We start from the raw sequence: 16,193 nt of genomic DNA on the forward strand, positions 1-16,193 counted from the left end.
CGCCCCGATGACCACCACACCCCTGCCGCCCGCCGCCGCACGCCTGAACCAGCCCCTGGACGCCGAGCGCCTGGCCGCCAACCTCAAACAGGTCACCAGCCACACCTGGGACCTCCAGCAGGGCCGTGCCCCGGGCGGTCTGCTCGGCGCCGTCACGGACATCGACTGGCGGGTCCTGCCGCTGATCGCACCGAACGGCGACCCCGCCCGCACCGACCCGGGCGGCCCGGGCCCCGACACCTACGCCCCCACCGGGTGGCTGGACCGCATGCCCTACCTCGCCCAGGTCCTCGCCGGCATCCCGGCCCCGCTGAACGCGGCCCGCCTCATGGCCCTCGGACCGAACGCGGTCGGCGAGCGGCACTGCGACCCCAAGTACAGCCTGGCCCGCGGCTGCGCCCGCCTCCACATCCCCCTGGCCACGAATCCCGACGCCGTCCTCTACCTCGACGGCACCGAGCACACCTGGCAGCCCGGAGAGTTCTGGTACGGGGACTTCTCCCGCGAGCACGCCGTCCGCAACCTCGGCACCACCACCCGCGTCCACGCCGTCATCGACGTCCTGTTCACCAGCGAGCTCGCCGCGCTGTTCCCGCCGGCCTGGCAGGAGCAGCTGGCCGACGCCGACGCACTGATCAACCACCCCACCCCGCTGGACCGGACCGCCCCCGCCGGCCTGCCCCGCACCCTCCACCTCCCCGCCGGCTTCACCGACTTCAGCCACGACCGCCCCCTCGATGGCGACCTGGCACCCGCCTGCCTCGACCACGCCGACGACCACGTCACGCTCACCACCGCTGAGCGGACTTTCGCGCTGTTGCCCGCCGGCCCGGGGGAGTGGCGGTTCAACGCCTGGAGCGAGGCCCGAACCCTCGCCCCCACCCCGGACGGCGGCGCCGTCCTCCACGCCCGCCACGGCCGCACCCACATCTACCGCACCCTCACCGCCGCCTGAACCAGCGAGACGAAGGAACCTCACCCATGCCCCTGAACAGCCACGACGACTTCACCCGCCTGCGAGAGGTCGTCGTCGGGTCCGCCGTCAACTACACCGGCCACGACCGCGACGTGTCCTTCGAGCTGTTCCACCACGAGAACCTCACCGGCTTCCGCTCCGACTGGGCCTACCCCCGCCTCGTCTCCACCACCGAGGCCGACGCGCGGCCGGAGCAGTGGGCCATCAACCGCCGCTACGCGACCGAGCTCGCCGAGGACGTCGAAGACCTCGCCAAGGTCTTGGGTGACCTCGGCATCACCGTCCACCGGCCGATCCCCCTGCCCGCCGACCCTGCCCCGATCGCCGGACTGGGCTGGAGCGCACCGCCGGTCCCCGCCCTGAACATCCGCGACAACACCCTGATCCTCGGCGACGAGATCATCGAGACCCCGCCCGCCATCCGTGCCCGCTACCTGGAAACCCGCCTCCTCGCGGGCGTGTTCACCGGCTACTGGCAGGCCGGCGCCCGCTGGACCACGATGCCGCGCCCCACCCTCACCGACGCCAGCTTCGACCTCTCCTACGCCCGCGACGCCACCACCACCCTCGGCGGCCCCACCGAACCCATCAACGCCCCGCAGCCCAGCCCGTACGACGTCGGGTACGAGATGATGCTCGACGGCGCTCAGGTCCTGCGCCTGGGCCGCGACCTGGTGGTCAACATCGCCCAGTCCAATCACGCCCGCGGGGTCGACTGGCTGGAGCGCCACCTGGCCGGCCGCTACCGGATCCACCGCGTGTACCGCATGGCCGACAACCACATCGACTCCATGCTCCTCGCCCTGCGCCCCGGCGTGTTCCTCGCCCGACACGACGGCCTCCGCGACATGCTCCCCGAACCACTGCAGAGCTGGAAATTCATCATCCCGCCCCAGCCGGACACCGGCGCCTTCCCCGCCTACGGGGACGCCGACCTCGTCCTGACCAGCCCCTACATCGACCTCAACGTCCTCTCCGTCGACGAGGACACCGTCCTGGTCAACCAGGACTGCACCGGCCTGATCAAGACCCTCGAAGCCGCCCACTTCACCATCGTCCCCGTACGCCACCGCCACCGGCGCCTGTTCGGCGGCGGCTTCCACTGCTTCACCCTCGACACCCGCCGCGACGGCGCCTGCGAGGACTACCTCACGTGAACCGCCCCGTCCTGCTCCTGGAGGCGGCCGGCCCCGAGTCCGGGCACCTGGCCCGGACCGCGGCCGCCTCCGGCCACCCCGTCCACGCCATCACCACCACCGAGGCCCTGACCGGCTACAGCCCGGCCTTGCACGCCCTGCTCGCCGGCACCCTCACCACCGACCTGGCCAACCCGCAGCAGGCCCTCGCCGACACCGTCGCCTACGCCCGCCGCATCAACGCCGCCGCCGTCCTGACCACGAACGAGTACCTCACCCCGCTGGCCGCCCACACGTGCGCCCTGCTGGACCTGCCTGGCAACGACCCCGCCGGCGCGCACGCGGCCCGCGACAAGGCTGCCATGGCCACCGCCTTCACCGCCGCCGGCGTCACAGCGCCCCGCACCCACACCCTGACCACCCCGGCCGCCCTGCGGGCCCGCTTCCTGCGGCCCGGCATGCGGCTCCCCGTCGTCATCAAGCCGGCCGACGCCGCCGGCTCCCAGGGCGTCACCGTCCTGGCCCGCCTCCAGGACGCGGAAACCGCCTGGCACCACGCCCACACCGCGCCGGGCATGTACGCGGGGCAGTCCGGACGGACGGTGCTGCTCCAGCAGTACATCCCAGGGCGGGAGTACAGCGTCGAGTCGTTCACACAGCTCGGGCGCACCACCCACCTGGCCATCACCACCAAGACCACCACCCGCGGCACCCACCGGGTCGAACTCGCCCACACCCTGCCGACCCAGCTCCCGCCCGCAGTGGAACAGGCAATCCACCAGGAGACGGCGAAGGCGGTCCGCGCCGTCGGCATCCGCAACGGCGCCTCCCACACCGAGGTCATCGTCACCCCCACCGGCCGCCCGTACGTCATCGAGACCGCGGCCCGCATCGGCGCCGGCCACATCGGTGAACTCCTCCACCACGCCCTCGGCATCAACCCCTGGACCGCCCTTCTCGACATCGCCCTCGGCCGCCCCGCCCGTCTCACCCCCGCTCGACGCCACCACGCCACCGTCCGCTTCCTCACCAGCCCGACCGCCGGCCGCCTCACCGCAGTCACCGGCCTGCCCAGACCCGGCCCGAACACCCCCCTCGTCCGGCTCCGCGCCCGCCCCGGCGACCCGGTCGGCCCCACCCACACCAACGCCGGACGGCTCGGCAGCCTCATCGTCGTCAGCCCCGACGCCCGCACCACCCAGGCCCGCGCAGCCCAACTCCTCGACGACATCCGCATCGTGGTCGAACCGCATCCCGCCTGAACACACCGGAGGGGCGCCACCCAGGTCCATGGGTGGCGCCCCTCCGGTGTGCCCGAGGTCAGGTCAGCGCGGCGAGCTCCTCGGCCACCGCCCGGTAGGAGTCCTCGACGCCGGCCTCGTTACCGAGCCGGTGACGCTCCAGGCGCAGCGCGCCGAGGTGGCGCACCTCGTACACACACTGCCGCCACACGCTGTTCTCGGTCTCCGCCGCGCGGCCGTAGGAGTCAAAGAACGCTGTGCGGGCGTCCTGCTTCGCGCGGGCCATCCGCATCGTCCAGTCCGCCTCCGGATCCCCCCACCAGGTGCGGTCCATGTCCAGGACACCGCAGATCGTCGGGACCGGAGCGGCCGCGAGTATCGTGTTCACCGTCCACAGGTCCCCGGTCAGCAGCCGCGGCACCGTCACCTCGTCCAGGACCTGCCCGCCGGCCTGGGCGGCGTCAGCGGCCTTGCGGAGGTCGGTCGCGTCCAGGCCGCAGCTTGCGACGTCCTCGGCGATCAGGTGGAGCGACGCGACGACGGCCTCACTCCAACGCGCGTGCCCGGGGCCGTTGACCGGGCCGAACCAGGGCCCGGCGACAGCATGCACGGCCGCTGTGATCTCGCCCATCTGCCGGAAGAACGCCGCGTGGGTCTCCTTCGGGTACGAGCCGAGCAGCTCCGGCGCAGGAGTTCCGGGCAGGAAGGACTGGATCATCCAGTCCCGGCCGATGACGGACTGGGTGAAGTCGGACGCCAGGACCCGCGGCATCAAGTCGGCGATCGGCGCGAGCCAGGGCACCGACGCGTACTCCGCGCGCATCAGCTCCCGCTCGGAGTGGAACTGGCGGGCCGGTTCGGGTGCCACCCGCAGGACGACCGGCTCCGTGCGGCCGGCCAGGTCGATGCGGTAGGTGGTGTTGTACATGCCGCCGCCCAGCTCCGTCGCGGAACGGACCTCGGTGCCGGGCCCGAAGGCGCGCTGGGCGACCGCCTGGATCTGGCGGTCGGTGAGGCCCTGCTGAAAGGCGTTGGCGGACCGCTCGATGACGTGGAGTTCCACGGGACTTCCTTCCGGGCTGTGAGGACTTCGGGGAGCTGGGCGGGAGTCTGCTGGTCAGGCCTTGCGGTTGCGGGGTCGGCCGTTGCGTTCCAGCACGACACCGAGCTGCGAGGGCTGCATCGCGGCGGCGATGCCGATGGCCCGGCGGTTGGCGTGCGGGCTGGTGGCATCGGCCGCCGCGATGTGACGCTCGCGGGAAAGGGTCAGGTGGGTGATGAGCCGACTGAGCAGGCTAGTGGAGGTCAGGAGCTCGTCGAAGTCCTCGGCCTTGGGGTCGGTGATGTCCTGGCTGTTCGTGAGGCCCTCGTACAGGGCGAGGACGACGTCGTCGGGGAGGTCGAGGGTCTGGGACCCGCCGGAGGTGGCGGGGAGGTCGAAGGTGATCCGCATGGTCATGAATCCTCCGTAAGATGCGATGTATGGAAACCTACACCCGTAGGAATCCATACACACGGATGGGCGCCGCCAGATAAGGAGCCAGGCCGATCCGCTGCCGATCAGGTGCACTCCGGTCATAGGGCGCCGCGCTCCGGGTACACCGATACGCGCTCCGCCGCATAGGTGCCGTCCGGCAGCACCGCGTCGGTCAGTTCGAACTGCTCCTGCTTCCCCGTGGGGCTGCTCCAGGTGACCCGGATGCAGGCGGGGCGGCTGCTGGGCAGGTGCACGGGCTGGCCGTCGGCGGCCCGGGCTCCGAGCAGCGTGTAGGTGCGGACCGGCCGCACGGTCCCGGCGGCCGGGGTAACGCCGGGGTCGACCGGGTCCCGGAGCCGGCGGAGCCAGCCCCATGCTGCGGCCGCCGCCAGCAGCGTGAGGCCGCCCAGGGTCTCCGCGGTCCAGCCGGTGAGCACGTCGGTGAGCATGTCGGTGTCCTTCTCTGTGTGATGACGGGCGGAGCATGAAGGGGCCCGCGCCGCTGACGTCGCGTCCTGGGCGGCACAGTGCGGGAGCGGGGGGTTAGCCCCGCAACCCTCGTTGGGAAAGGCCTCGTTGAGCCTCCCGCCTGCAGTCGGGTGGCCGGTACCCACTGAGGCACGGCAACCCTGCTAACGCTGCTAAAGATCAATTGCGGAGAGTGCGGCGGTGACCGGCCCTCGACGCCATTTGAGCGGGCGGACCGCGCGGTGACCTGGCGAAGGTAGGGGGGCTCTAATCGGGTGTTCGGCGAAGGTCTCCCGATACCGGAGCAGACGGTACGGGCCGCCTTCACCGCGGCGGTGGACACCATCACCATCCACGGCGACGACGAGCCGAATACCGACCTGGAGCAGCGGCTGGACGCCCTCGCCGATCGCACCAACGACACTGTCCCGGCCGTGACTCTGGTCCCCGCCCGGGCCCGTCGGATCGACGACGGGATCGCCCGCCTCGCCCGCGCCGGCGGCCAGACCTGGCCGCCGACCGAGCTCGCCTCCATGGACAAGAACCCCGGCCCCTCGACCGCGACGCCGAAGGAGGCCGGGCTGGCTGCGGTCTCTGCGACCATCACCGGGCACGATGTCCATGGAGGACATCGGCTACCTGCTGCGTGCGATGAACCCCACCGCCGTGGCCAACCCGATTGCGTCCCTCGTCGAGACCACCCGCCAAGACGCCCCGGACACCGCCGACAAGGTCCTCACGCCTGATGATGATCTCGCCCTCGGCCCCTTGAACGATGCCCGCGACCAGCTGCGCGACCTGGCCCGCACTGCGCCTCTGGACGATCTCGCAGCGGCGCCTGGTCAACTGCGGAGCGCGTACTGGAATGGGCCCTGGAGCTGTGCACGCGCGTCGAGGAGGAACTGGCCGCCGGACGTCTGGGCGAGGCGACCGCGGAGTGGCAGATCAGCCGCTACACGATGGCCGGCCTCGCCCTGCTCAGCACGCTGAAACAGCGCGACTGGCCACCCACGCAGCACGCCTTCGACACCCTGCTGCTCCTGTACCAGCAGGCGCAATTCCGCCTCCTCGACCACCTCGTCCCCGGCTGCCAGTGGCACCTCCTCGACACCGAAGGGCTGCTCCCGCCGCCCACCCGCGAGTTCCTGAAGGACCTCATCAGCCGGAACACCGCTCCGGCGCGGCCGTAGCGGCGACGGAACGGTCAATGTCAGACCCACCTCCTAGCGTCGAAGACGAGGGCCCGAACCGGGCCGCCCGGAGGACGTAAGGAGCAGGCCATGGGCGAGATCAGTGTCGAGCGGCAGCACCTTGACCGGCTGCTGGCCGACAGCGCAAGCACGTACGGCGCCCCCTACCAGCGGGCCTTCGCGGAAATCGCCGAAACCCGCCGCGGCCGGCCCGCCGCCGAGATCCTTCCGCTGCTGCGCCGCGCCGCCGACGACGCGCTGCTCGACTTCACGGACGCGGACCTGCGCGAGCAGGCCCAGGCCATCAGCTCGGGCTAGCCGTACGTTCTGCGCGTCACGGTGGCCTGACCCCGACGGACCGGGCCCCCGGCCCCTGCCGGGTCAGGCCCAGCGCCGACCGTGGCCGGTGTGGGCGAGGGCGTCGGTGAGCTGGTCGTGGTTCATGGACGAGCGGCCCGGGATGCCAGCCGCGGCCGCCTTCTCGTACAGCTCGGCCTTCGCTGTCACCGTGCCGCAAAGGGGCCCGAGACTGGCTGTGGCGACCCCGGCCGCCCCTCGGACGGGGGACCCGGGCCGCGCCGCTGTCCAGCTCGCGGCTGGCCCGACCGATTCTGGAAGGTAGGGGGGCGACTGCGAGGGAGGCTGTAGGGATGGTGCTCAGACCGCCGGTGGAGCCGATGCTCGCCCAGGCCGCGGAGTCGTTGCCAGGCCCGGCCGTGCTGCGTTCGGGGGTGGCCGCTGAGCAGGAGTTCGACGGGCACCGGGCGCTGCACACCTGCGTCCTCGACCCGAACACCTCTGCGACGAACCTCGCCATCCTGGACAGCCTCGGGGCGGACCTCGACATGGTCTGGGAGCGGGACGCGGGCGGCGGCTACCTGGAGACCAGGCTCGCCCGGGTGCGGGAACTGGTGGCCCGGGACCCCGCGGTCGTATGGGTCAACCAATACGCCAACGACTTGTGCTGGCAGGCCCATTACGAGCAGACCGCGGCGGAGATCCTGACGCAGGTTCCCCACGGCCTCGACGTGCTGGTGGCCGCGGTGAGCACCACAGCCACGCTCCAGGGCATCGCGCGTCGTCTGCGTGGACGGTGGCCGGCGCTACGGGTTGTGGCGGTCGACGCGTTCGGCTCGGTCATCTTCGGCGGACCGTCCGCGCCCCGCAGACTGCCCGGGCACGGATCGAGCCGTGTCCCGGAGCTGGCGGCCACGCTCGAGCATGACGACGTGGTCCACGTACGCGACGAGGAGGCGGTCGCCGGGTGCCACGCGCTCCTGCGGAGCGAGGGCATCCTCGCCGGTGCGTCGTCGGGAGCCGTGGTGAGCGCCCTGCGGAGTGTGGCTCCGTCGCTGCCTGCCGGGGCCCGGGTCCTCACCCTGTTCGCCGACCGCGGGGAGCGCTACATGGACCTCGTCTACGCCGGTACCGCCGACGCGCGGCCCGCGGATCTGAGGGAGCCGGTCGACATCCGGTGACCGGACGGACCCGTGCTCTCGCCCTGCCTCAGGAGGGCCGCTCGAGGCGGGGGAGGGCGGGTACCGCTTCAGCGGTCCTCGGTTGCGACCATCGCGTAGACGTACATGTCGCGGCGCTCTTCCCCCACCTGCTGCCAGCTTCGCAGCAGCCCCTCCCGGACGTATCCGGCGCGCTCGGCCGCACGGCACGATGCGGTGTTCCACGGCTCGACGAAGAGCTGGAGCCGTGGGATCCGCAGGCCGTCGGAGGCCCATGTGCTGACCGCTTGCAGGGCCGCAGAGGCCGCCCCCAGACCCCGCGCGGACTTCACCACCCAATAGCCCAGGGTGGCCCGCCCCTGCGGAGCCTCGCTCACCCACAGCCCGACCGTGCCCAGCGGCCGATCGTCCTCGGCCCGGGCTATCACGAACGGATACCCGCTTCCGCTCGCGGTCCGTTCCCACTGCCGCTCGACGAACGCCACTCCCTCGTCGTGAGAGTACGGGGCGGGGACGGTGGTGATCAGCGGGATGTACGTGTCCTCTGCGGCCTCCCGCACCAGAGGTAGGTCGTCGAGCCGCCAGGGCCGCAACATCAGCGCGTCACCCGCACGCATGCGCGGCACGTCGGAGGGGAGATCCATGACCCCTATCCTGCCCTGAAACCTGCCCCATCCAGGCCCGCTTCCAGATCTTGTCGACCTGCCTGACCCGAGGTGGCTGGAGCGGCTCAGCCAGATCACCGCCGAGACGCCGGTCACCTACCTAACGGACGATACCGCTGGCCACTGACAACACCGGGGGCATCCAAGCGGCTCGGCTCGTTGGCTTCGTTCACTTCCACGGACAGCGTTTGTTGATGAGCTCGAGCAGCACTGTCAATCAAGATCCGCGGTTTTTGTCGACGACATTTGACGGCGCCTGGCTGACCCATCAGCCAGGCACCGTCCCTCGATCTTCATCTGGTGACTGCCGATTTGCTGAGGGTCGCTGCCCTCAGACGTGGAGGTCGGGAGGGAAGCCGGTCCAGCGAAGGTTGGCGGGCAGGTGACCCATGTCGTTGAAGACAAGCACGGATGGGGGTCGGCCGGGCGCATAGCGGATGACGGTCAGCGCGGCGTTGGCGTGGTTGATACCCATCCAGCGCCACTTCGGGGCGTCGAGGGCGGCGCGGACGAGCCAACCGATGAGGAAGCTGTGCGTGACGACGAGTTCGTGGCGCGGCTCGTCACCGACGACAAGTCCGGTGAACTGCGCGAGAGGCGCCCGGGCCAGTTCCGGCCCTTGTCCGCGCTTCTCGGCTGGGATCTGAGCCAGGTGTCGGCGTACTCGCGGATGTGCCGGGCTAGGTACGGATGCACGTGTAAAAGAACACGGTGCATCTGCGACCGTTCCGAGCACGCTGCTGACTGATGGGTGACTGAGGTGGAAGACGGCCGGTGATGGTGCTTGAGGCGGACCGGTGGCTGCCGTTCCCGAGGGTGCCGCGCACCGCGTGATCTGACACCGATGTTCCTGACCCCCGTAGTGGTGCGATCCGACCGTCCGTCGTCGCCTGCGGCAGCGTCAACCTCAGAGCGCCTTCTCCGGCGCCGGCAGGGTTAGTACCCCCTTCGTGTTCCTGAAGTTGATCGACGATGACTATGATCGCCAGTTCCTTATCGTCAGTGGAAGTCACGGGGGAGTCGGCGCATGTTCAGGTGGCGTATGGCGGTGGCGGTGATCGCCGTGGGGACCCTCCTCACCGGTTGCGGATCCGGTGACTCAGAAGGCGGAGGCTCGGCATTGGCCGGCGGGGCGGGCACGAGCGCCTCGCCGTCGACGCCTGCCGCTGAGAAGTTCGCCGCCGACTCCGGCACGCGGTACGTGGGCGTCGAGGAACCGGAAACCCTTGAGGGGCTCGTGTGTGACGAAGGCGACGGAGGTTTCCGCTTCGGAGGCGGCCTCGACATGCACGTCACCGGGGACGACGGCCTGAAGGAGCTCCAAGGTGCCGGAGAGGACGTCGCCGACAAGGTCTCGTGCTTCGGCAGCCCGCGGATCACCCTGCGCAAGGGCACGATGTCGGCGTCCGCGCCGGTCTTCACCGCCAGGACGACTCTGTACGAGCAGATCGCGGACCCCGTCGCCTCACTGAAGACGATCTTCGAGCGTTCCGTGAGTCTCTCGGAGAGCTACGGCCGCAACTTCACGGGCGAACCGCAAGAGGTCACGAGCAGTGACCTGCTCCTCAAGTGTCAGCAGAACGTGAGCGACACCTTTCCGATGACTACGTGTTTCTGGGCCAACTACGGGGCGGCGGGAGAACTCGACTTTTTCCCGCCGGACGGCCAGGCCGTGCCAATCCAGTCGGCGGTCCAGTTGACGAAGGCTTTCGTCGCGGCCGCGCTCAAGCCGAAGGCCGGCTCCTGACCGACCGCTGGGACGGGACCGGCAGCGTGGATCGCTGGCCTCAGACTCTGCCAGACGGCGTGCCGTCAAGGCAGGCGGCCCCACATGGTGCGCGCCGGGGCTGGACGGTGAACGCCCTGGGTGAGTTCAGAGTGCTACCTCGTCCTATGTGCTGACCATGCTTTCTCGGCGGCGGTGACTAGCGGACAGCCTGTGGTTGTCCTCTGTTGAACGCAGTTAGAGCCTGTCTCCTTGACGAAGAACCCTCCCCGCCGAACGGAAAATCTAGCGACCCGAGGAGACCGCTCGACTACGGTCGCGCGGGGAGGTAGACGCGTGTCCTGGCCATCTGTGATCATCCTTGTCTCCGCGGAACGACGCCCGTCGCTTGAAGGGCGACTCCGTTCCCTCGACCTCGTGCCGGACCCCGTAACGGGCGACGAAAGGCTGCACCAGCACGGGTACTCGTACTGCATCGACCTCTCCGGCGGCATCTTGGCGGACTACGAGCCGGAGGAGCTCGAACAGGTGAGGTCCCGGATCGGCGAACCGTACGCGGTCTATGTGTCGTGCCAGTCCATGGACGCGGCCCGGGCCTTCCTCCGCGATGTCCTGCCTGGTGTGGACGGTCTTGTCGACACCAACCACCACGAGATCCTGCAGGCGGACGAGTTCCTCGCGCTGGTGGACCGTCACCCCGGATGGGACTGGCGTCGCCAACCGAGCACAGACCTCCCGTAGACCGGCTCGCGTCGGAGTACTGTCACCTGCCGCACCAGACCAGGATGGCGGCCAGGTGCAGTGCGGCCTGGTAGGCAACAGCAAGCTTGTCCGTCCGCATCGCAAGGCCCCGCCACTGCTTGATCCGAGCGATGCACCGCTCGACGGAATTGCGCTCTTTGTATGTCTCAGCATCGAAACTGGGCGGGCGGCCTCCGGCGCGGCCTCGCCTCAGACGGTGGCCGATTTGGTCGGCGGGCTGCGGGATAACGGCACGGATGCCGCGTCGACGGAGGTGCCCACGGATCGCTCGGGAGGAATAGGCGCGATCCGCCAGTACGACCGTAGGGCGGGTTCTTGGCCTGCCGAGTCCGCTTCGCGGGATCCGGAGTCCGGCCATGACTGCCTCGAAGGCCGGCGCGTCACCGGCCTGGCCCGCGGTGACGTGGATGGACAGAGGTCGTGCCCGGCTGTCACTGGCCAAGTGGACCTTCGTGCTCAACCCACCGCGAGAACGTCCGAGCGCATGATCCTCTGGCTCGGCCCGGCCGGGCGCCCCCTTTTCCTGGCTCCGGCCGAATGCTGGTGAGCCCGGCAGACGGTGGAGTCCACCGAGACGGTCCAGCCCACCTCGTCCCCGGCATCCGCCACTGCAAGGACAGCCGCGAGGATTCGTTCCCATGTGCCGTCCATGGCCCACCTGATCAGGCGTTTGTGCGCGGTCTGAAAAGGCCCAAGCTCCTCTGGCAGATCGCGCCAGGGCGAGCAGGTGCGGTACTTCCAAGCGATGGCCTCCGGGGTTCGGCGATGGTCGGCCCACCGTCGTCCTCGGACCGGATCGGGCGGCATCAGCGGCTCGATCCGGTCCCACATCACATCAGTGATCACTAACCGGACAGACACGCCCGATCAACTGGTCCACCCATCAAGGAGACACGCTCTAGCTGGCTCTGCGGCCGCAGGCGGCGCGCATCGTGGTGCGTGGCGACGAGATCCCCTGGTCGAAGATCACTAAAGCTCTTGGCACCACCGAAGCCGACGCCCGTTCACGTCTCCACGGCTACGAGTACCGCCGCTGACCAGGGTCGAGCGCGGCCCTGGGGCCGCGCTCGACCGCAGCCTCGGTCTATGGGGCCGGGGTGTAGTGGACGACCTGCTTCTCGCACGGGCCGCCGGCGTAGACGTTGAGGGTGTCGATCTCGGCCTGGTCGGCGGTCAGGCCCCAGCGGAGCTTGGTGGCGGTCCACTCGGCGAGGTAGCGGCAGGTGGCGCCCGGGGCTGGCGGCATCCAGGTCGCCGGATCTTGGTCGGGTTTCTGGCGGTTTGTCCGTGCGGTCACCGCGACGAGGCTGGTGGCTGCGTCCTGGTCATTCGCGTACGCCTCACGTCGCTTCGCGTCCCAGGCCGAGGCGCCGGAGTCCCAGGCCTCGGCGAGCGGGACCATGTGGTCGATGTCCAACTTCGCCGGGTCGGTGACTTCCTGCTCGTCGTAGTACGACAGCCACTCGCCCTCGGAGAGCTTGCAGCCTGCCGCTACGGCCGGCGCCTCGGTCGCCTCGGCGAGGAGAACCTCTGCGCGGGTGTTACAGCCATCGGCCGGATCGAGGCCATTGGTCCAATGGCGGAACTTGTCCCGGGTGTAGCCCGCCCTGCTCTCGTCAGCGACAGGGATCTGGCCGACCGCGTAGGTGAGAGGGAACGTCTGCGCGGCGGCCGAGGCGGCGTGCGCCGTGGCGGGGACGGCGAGCGGGGTCAGGGCCAGGGAGAGCGCGGCGAAGCCGCAGGCGCAGTTCTTGATCACAACTCCAGGGATACAGGCCACGGCGTCGAGCTGGTTGAGCGTTTCGCGTGCCGCTCAGCCGCGTGGGTGAATAGGTTCACCGGAGAAACGGTCCAGCGGCACCAGGTTGCCCACGTCTGCCAGCAGCCGCGTGTGGCCCCCACGGCGGGGCAGCCCCCGCTGCCCCCTCCAATCTGGTTCCGCCGACGCTGCTCAGGCACCACCTGCTGACTGACCCTCGACCGGCTGCCTGACGGCGGCCCCCGTAAGTCGGTCCCGCCGACCGAACCTACGCCGGGCAGTCCCCATGGACGGCAGCTGAGCGGTAAGGAGGGGGAGACCATCTCCTCGCTCCTCGCATCGCCGTCGCAGAACGATGACCGACCAGAAGGCCGCAGGGACCCAGGAGTTACCTTCAATAGCTCCGGGCCCCCTGCCTGTGCCTCGAGCCATCGGTGCCTCCACCGGATGTCGGCGGCAGGGCGGCGTCCGCGAGGACGGCGTCCCGTGTGACGGGACGGGTTCCAAGATTCTTGCCCGCCGTGCGGGAGCGCCGGAGGTGATCCGGGCTCAGCGGGCTCTGTCCACAGGCCGCCTCGTGCATGGTCGACGGATGGATGACGAAGCACGCGTTCTGCCTGCTGAGGGGGGCGTCCGCTTTGGCGTGTACACCGGCCTGATGACGACGCAGGCGGTATCCACCACCCCGGCAGGGACGGTGGGTCGATGAGCGGCACGGCGGCGCCGGTCGCCGCGCTGATTCCTTCCCCGCGTGCGTCGGTCGACGGCGACTCGGTCTCCGTGCTGCCCGCGCTGTACGTGCCGGAGGCGCGGCAGTGGTTGTCGACGTCGACGGGCCGGGTCGCGCTGGACGGCTACTCCTGGATGCAGGTGGTCCACTGGGTCGCCGGGTCTGGGCTGTACGAGCCGCGCCGCTACCACAGCAACGTCCTCAGCGGCCGCCGACGAGCCGGTCTCGTGGCGAACTCCCGCGGCGGAGCAGGGCAGCGTAGCCGCTGTGGCGTGCAGAACTGATAAGACGCCTGGCGGTATCAGCCATGTGCCGCATGGGCTCACTCAGTTGCCGCGCAACCGGGCCTAGGGCCAGGTGGTTGGGACAAGCATGACGAATGCGAGAGGTCCTGCCATGTTTCCCTGGCGCGCTGCTGGCACCGTTGCTGACAGCGTCCCGGTGACGCGGTTGGGCAAGTGGACCTTGGCACCGGCCGCTTCACCGATCGGTTCAGGGCCATGGCCTGCCTTGCTGCAGGAAGGGCTGCGCGTTGATCTGCGGTACTCGTCCTTGGCGCTGGAGGAGTTCCTGGTGGCGATGGGGATGATCCAGGATGACTTCCTCCGCCGGTCGGCCATGGGAGATCCCTCGGCCGACTACGCCGGGGAACAGACGGGACAAAGTCATCGTGTATGACCCGCACGGATGGCCCGTCACCGGTGGCCCCGATCCCCTCCCAGGTGCTTGTGCCGATTGGACACAACCCCAGTCCGGCTTTTCGGACGGCACCTTCCGGCAGCCACCAGCTCCGTTCAGCCCCCTTGACACTGACTGGGATCCGGCCGAGGAACTGGCGCACCTCCTGCAAGACGCCGCCAGCACGCAAGAGCCCCCGGCTGCTTCGTCTGAGGATGCTGTCAGCAATGATTCCCTCGATGGCCTGGTAAAGCTCACCACTGAGCTGCCTCCCGTACGGTCCGCCGGCGCTGGGCATCGCCGCGCCAAAGCCCGGCAGCACCAGCTTGACCTTCTACAGCTGGCCAGCTTTCTCCTCGCTGCGGTCACCGCCGTCATCGTCTCCATGGTCAGCGTCTACGGCGGCATGGTCGCCTATGCCCCCCTGCGCCACATCGCACAGCCCCATACCCCCACGGGTGCCCTCCGATGGTGGCCCCTGCTGGTCTACGGCCCCTGGATGGTCGCCTCCCTGTCCATCCTGCGCGCGGCCCTCCACCAGCGGCGCGCGGTGCATTCCTGGTCCGTCGTCCTGCTCTTCTCCACCCTTGCCATGCTCCTGTGCGTCGCCCAGGCACCGAGAACTCTCACCGACGTGGCCGCGGCGGCACTGCCCTCACTGGCCGCGCTCACCTGCTTCCAGCAAGTCGTACGGCAGATCACTCTGACCAGGCCACCGCGCAAAACCACCCCACGTCACCGCACCCCTGCACCAGCCCCGCCCACCACTGCCACGCTCCACCAGCCGACACGAGACAGCACAGGCCCACCCGGCGCCGTGCCAGGGCCAAGACGAGAAAAGCCCCATCGAAACCAGGGGTGATCACGAGACACATCAATCAAGCACCCCCCGCGCCAGGGGTTAACGAATCGGTGGCACCTGCGGCGCGGCCGGAGGCCGTGAGCCATCCTCGTTGTCAGATACGTGACCCCTTCGCCGAATGGCGCCAGCTGCAGCCGACTGCTGCGCGATGAAGACGGCATAGCGGCTGAGGACGCGGTCGCCGTCAAGTTCCAGACCCGAATAGCAAGCAGCCTGCTGACGACACACTGGGCAGCACCACATGGGGCGGTCAGCCAGAGAACAACCGCCGCGCTCTCTCGAGACGCGCACGCTGATCATCGATCCAGCCAGTCGCCGGAAAGAGAGGCACGCTGACCGTCACCTGTGACGACGGACCGTCATGGACTGACACCCCAATCACACCAGGACTCACCGGCTTGATCTTGAACTGCACCGTCCGTCCCGAGTTCAGCCACGACACGAACCGATTCCCCGAAAGCGCCCCCAGAGCCTCTTCCCAGTCATCGAGGTCATCGGACGTCACATAGACGGGGAAGCTGCCCTTGACCGTCTCGGTCTCCACGACGAACTCGCAGTCCAAGAAGTCCCTGCCGGGGGACGGTGGCTCCAGCACCCGCAGCGAGACAACATGACCGCTCGTCCCTGGCGGATCGGCCAGATAAATCAGCTCGCCCAGATCGTCTTCCACCACAGCCCCTCTCCACCGGCCTCGAACGGAAGCATCATTCCTGAGCACGCTGACACACCCGGCGCCGAGGTGGGTGTTACTGATTCTCACCCACATTCCGCAGCCAGTTGATCAACCCCTGCTGCCGAAACTCCACGACAAACGTTCTCCGTTGCCACCTACGAAGCCAGCCACGGACACGATGTTTTCCACGGTCAGCTCCCCTCGACGTTCAGCGACGCCAGGTACAGAGGCCGTCGGCGGCGCCGCACTCGATGAACGCGCTCACATGCCAAGGGTTCGGTGATCCGAGCGAAACGGCCTAGTAGTGCTTCGTTAGGTTCTCAGCCTGATTCTGTTGCGGGGCAGGCGTCGGCCGCAGGTGGTGCAGGTGCCGGTCCAGCACTGCAGCAGGTC

19 protein-coding genes and 1 pseudogene are annotated in these 16,193 nt (G+C 69.5%); 11 read left to right on the plus strand and 9 right to left on the minus strand.

The genetic code is table 11. The annotated features are described in order from the left end of the window. Positions 1–7: 7 nt before the first annotated feature. The 3 genes from ACF06X_RS34190 to ACF06X_RS34200 are packed head-to-tail and all read left to right on the plus strand — an operon-like array spanning position 8 to position 3,374. The gene (locus tag ACF06X_RS34190) at positions 8–955 is read left to right on the plus strand and encodes an aspartyl/asparaginyl beta-hydroxylase domain-containing protein (RefSeq protein WP_392291226.1); all 948 of its coding nucleotides are present in this window, start codon (positions 8–10) and stop codon (positions 953–955) included. Between the two features lie 26 nt (positions 956–981). Further along, complete coding sequence (locus ACF06X_RS34195) at positions 982–2,133, plus strand: glycine amidinotransferase (RefSeq protein WP_392291227.1); 1,152 nt, start codon at positions 982–984, stop codon at positions 2,131–2,133. Further along, positions 2,130–3,374: an ATP-grasp domain-containing protein gene (locus tag ACF06X_RS34200; protein ID WP_392291228.1), complete on the plus strand. Its 1,245-nt coding sequence runs from the start codon at positions 2,130–2,132 to the stop codon at positions 3,372–3,374. The genes ACF06X_RS34195 and ACF06X_RS34200 overlap by 4 nt, the downstream gene beginning before the upstream one ends. Before the next feature lie 58 nt (positions 3,375–3,432). On the opposite strand, the gene ACF06X_RS34205 is transcribed toward ACF06X_RS34200, so the two are convergent. The 3 genes from ACF06X_RS34205 to ACF06X_RS34215 all read right to left on the minus strand — a co-directional run bounded on the left by ACF06X_RS34205 (position 3,433) and on the right by ACF06X_RS34215 (position 5,279). Further along, complete coding sequence (locus tag ACF06X_RS34205; RefSeq protein WP_392291229.1) at positions 3,433–4,416, minus strand: phosphotransferase family protein; 984 nt, start codon at positions 4,414–4,416, stop codon at positions 3,433–3,435. A gap of 54 nt (positions 4,417–4,470) precedes the next feature. Further along, positions 4,471–4,812, minus strand: a complete 342-nt coding sequence (locus ACF06X_RS34210) for a hypothetical protein (RefSeq protein ID WP_392291230.1) — start codon at positions 4,810–4,812, stop codon at positions 4,471–4,473. A gap of 116 nt (positions 4,813–4,928) precedes the next feature. Beyond that, the gene (locus tag ACF06X_RS34215; protein WP_392291231.1) at positions 4,929–5,279 is read right to left on the minus strand and encodes a hypothetical protein; all 351 of its coding nucleotides are present in this window, start codon (positions 5,277–5,279) and stop codon (positions 4,929–4,931) included. Between the two features lie 978 nt (positions 5,280–6,257). On the opposite strand from ACF06X_RS34215, the gene ACF06X_RS34220 reads away from it, so the two are divergent. Continuing rightward, complete coding sequence (locus tag ACF06X_RS34220; protein ID WP_392291232.1) at positions 6,258–6,488, plus strand: hypothetical protein; 231 nt, start codon at positions 6,258–6,260, stop codon at positions 6,486–6,488. 90 nt (positions 6,489–6,578) lie between these two features. Next, a complete protein-coding gene (locus ACF06X_RS34225) occupies positions 6,579–6,806 on the plus strand; it encodes a hypothetical protein (protein WP_392291233.1) in 228 nt (75 codons plus the stop codon). A gap of 63 nt (positions 6,807–6,869) precedes the next feature. Here ACF06X_RS34225 and ACF06X_RS34230 read toward each other — a convergent pair whose 3' ends face one another. Continuing rightward, positions 6,870–6,995, minus strand: coding sequence for a hypothetical protein (locus tag ACF06X_RS34230; RefSeq protein WP_392291234.1), 126 nt, complete (start codon positions 6,993–6,995; stop codon positions 6,870–6,872). 143 nt (positions 6,996–7,138) lie between these two features. Between ACF06X_RS34230 and ACF06X_RS34235 the strand changes: the two genes are divergently transcribed. Then, entirely contained in the window at positions 7,139–7,966 is an 828-nt protein-coding gene (locus ACF06X_RS34235; RefSeq protein WP_392291235.1) for a pyridoxal-phosphate dependent enzyme, read from the plus strand. Positions 7,967–8,034: 68 nt separating this feature from the next. Here the strand turns inward: ACF06X_RS34235 and ACF06X_RS34240 are convergent, their stop codons facing one another. Together ACF06X_RS34240 and ACF06X_RS34245 are read right to left on the minus strand one after the other, a co-directional pair. Next, positions 8,035–8,589 (minus strand): GNAT family N-acetyltransferase, encoded by a 555-nt coding sequence (locus ACF06X_RS34240; RefSeq protein WP_392291236.1) that lies wholly within the window; start codon positions 8,587–8,589, stop codon positions 8,035–8,037. A 352-nt stretch (positions 8,590–8,941) separates the two neighbouring features. Next, positions 8,942–9,262: pseudogene (locus tag ACF06X_RS34245) on the minus strand (histidine phosphatase family protein); the annotation flags it as partial. Positions 9,263–9,652: 390 nt separating this feature from the next. Between ACF06X_RS34245 and ACF06X_RS34250 the strand changes: the two are divergent. Together ACF06X_RS34250 and ACF06X_RS34255 are read left to right on the plus strand one after the other, a co-directional pair. Then, on the plus strand, positions 9,653–10,357 hold the full coding sequence (locus ACF06X_RS34250; protein ID WP_392291237.1) for a hypothetical protein: 705 nt from the start codon (positions 9,653–9,655) through the stop codon (positions 10,355–10,357). 396 nt (positions 10,358–10,753) lie between these two features. Then, positions 10,754–11,077, plus strand: coding sequence for a hypothetical protein (locus tag ACF06X_RS34255; RefSeq protein WP_392291238.1), 324 nt, complete (start codon positions 10,754–10,756; stop codon positions 11,075–11,077). 22 nt (positions 11,078–11,099) lie between these two features. On the opposite strand, the gene ACF06X_RS34260 is transcribed toward ACF06X_RS34255, so the two are convergent. Both ACF06X_RS34260 and ACF06X_RS34265 read right to left on the minus strand, forming a co-directional pair. Beyond that, a protein-coding gene (locus ACF06X_RS34260) for an IS5 family transposase (RefSeq protein ID WP_392291245.1) occupies positions 11,100–11,929 on the minus strand; the annotation gives its coding sequence in 2 pieces (ribosomal slippage) (positions 11,100–11,603 and positions 11,606–11,929; 828 coding nt in all). Positions 11,930–12,182: 253 nt separating this feature from the next. Continuing rightward, positions 12,183–12,857 carry an HNH endonuclease family protein gene (locus ACF06X_RS34265; RefSeq protein WP_392291239.1) on the minus strand — a complete coding sequence of 225 codons (675 nt, stop codon included), beginning with the start codon at positions 12,855–12,857 and terminating at the stop codon, positions 12,183–12,185. Between the two features lie 705 nt (positions 12,858–13,562). Here ACF06X_RS34265 and ACF06X_RS34270 point away from each other — a divergent pair. The 3 genes from ACF06X_RS34270 to ACF06X_RS34280 all read left to right on the plus strand — a co-directional run bounded on the left by ACF06X_RS34270 (position 13,563) and on the right by ACF06X_RS34280 (position 15,127). Further along, the gene (locus ACF06X_RS34270; protein ID WP_392291240.1) at positions 13,563–13,871 is read left to right on the plus strand and encodes a hypothetical protein; all 309 of its coding nucleotides are present in this window, start codon (positions 13,563–13,565) and stop codon (positions 13,869–13,871) included. Positions 13,872–13,983: 112 nt separating this feature from the next. Further along, complete coding sequence (locus ACF06X_RS34275) at positions 13,984–14,265, plus strand: hypothetical protein (RefSeq protein WP_392291247.1); 282 nt, start codon at positions 13,984–13,986, stop codon at positions 14,263–14,265. After that, the gene (locus tag ACF06X_RS34280; RefSeq protein ID WP_392291241.1) at positions 14,183–15,127 is read left to right on the plus strand and encodes a DUF2637 domain-containing protein; all 945 of its coding nucleotides are present in this window, start codon (positions 14,183–14,185) and stop codon (positions 15,125–15,127) included. The genes ACF06X_RS34275 and ACF06X_RS34280 overlap by 83 nt, the downstream gene beginning before the upstream one ends. 250 nt (positions 15,128–15,377) lie before the next feature. Here ACF06X_RS34280 and ACF06X_RS34285 read toward each other — a convergent pair whose 3' ends face one another. Further along, positions 15,378–15,800 (minus strand): DUF5959 family protein, encoded by a 423-nt coding sequence (locus ACF06X_RS34285; protein WP_392291242.1) that lies wholly within the window; start codon positions 15,798–15,800, stop codon positions 15,378–15,380. Positions 15,801–16,193: the final 393 nt, after the last annotated feature.

The sequence above is a fragment of the Streptomyces sp. NPDC015346 genome (genome assembly GCF_043078785.1).
Lineage (GTDB): Bacteria > Actinomycetota > Actinomycetes > Streptomycetales > Streptomycetaceae > Streptomyces.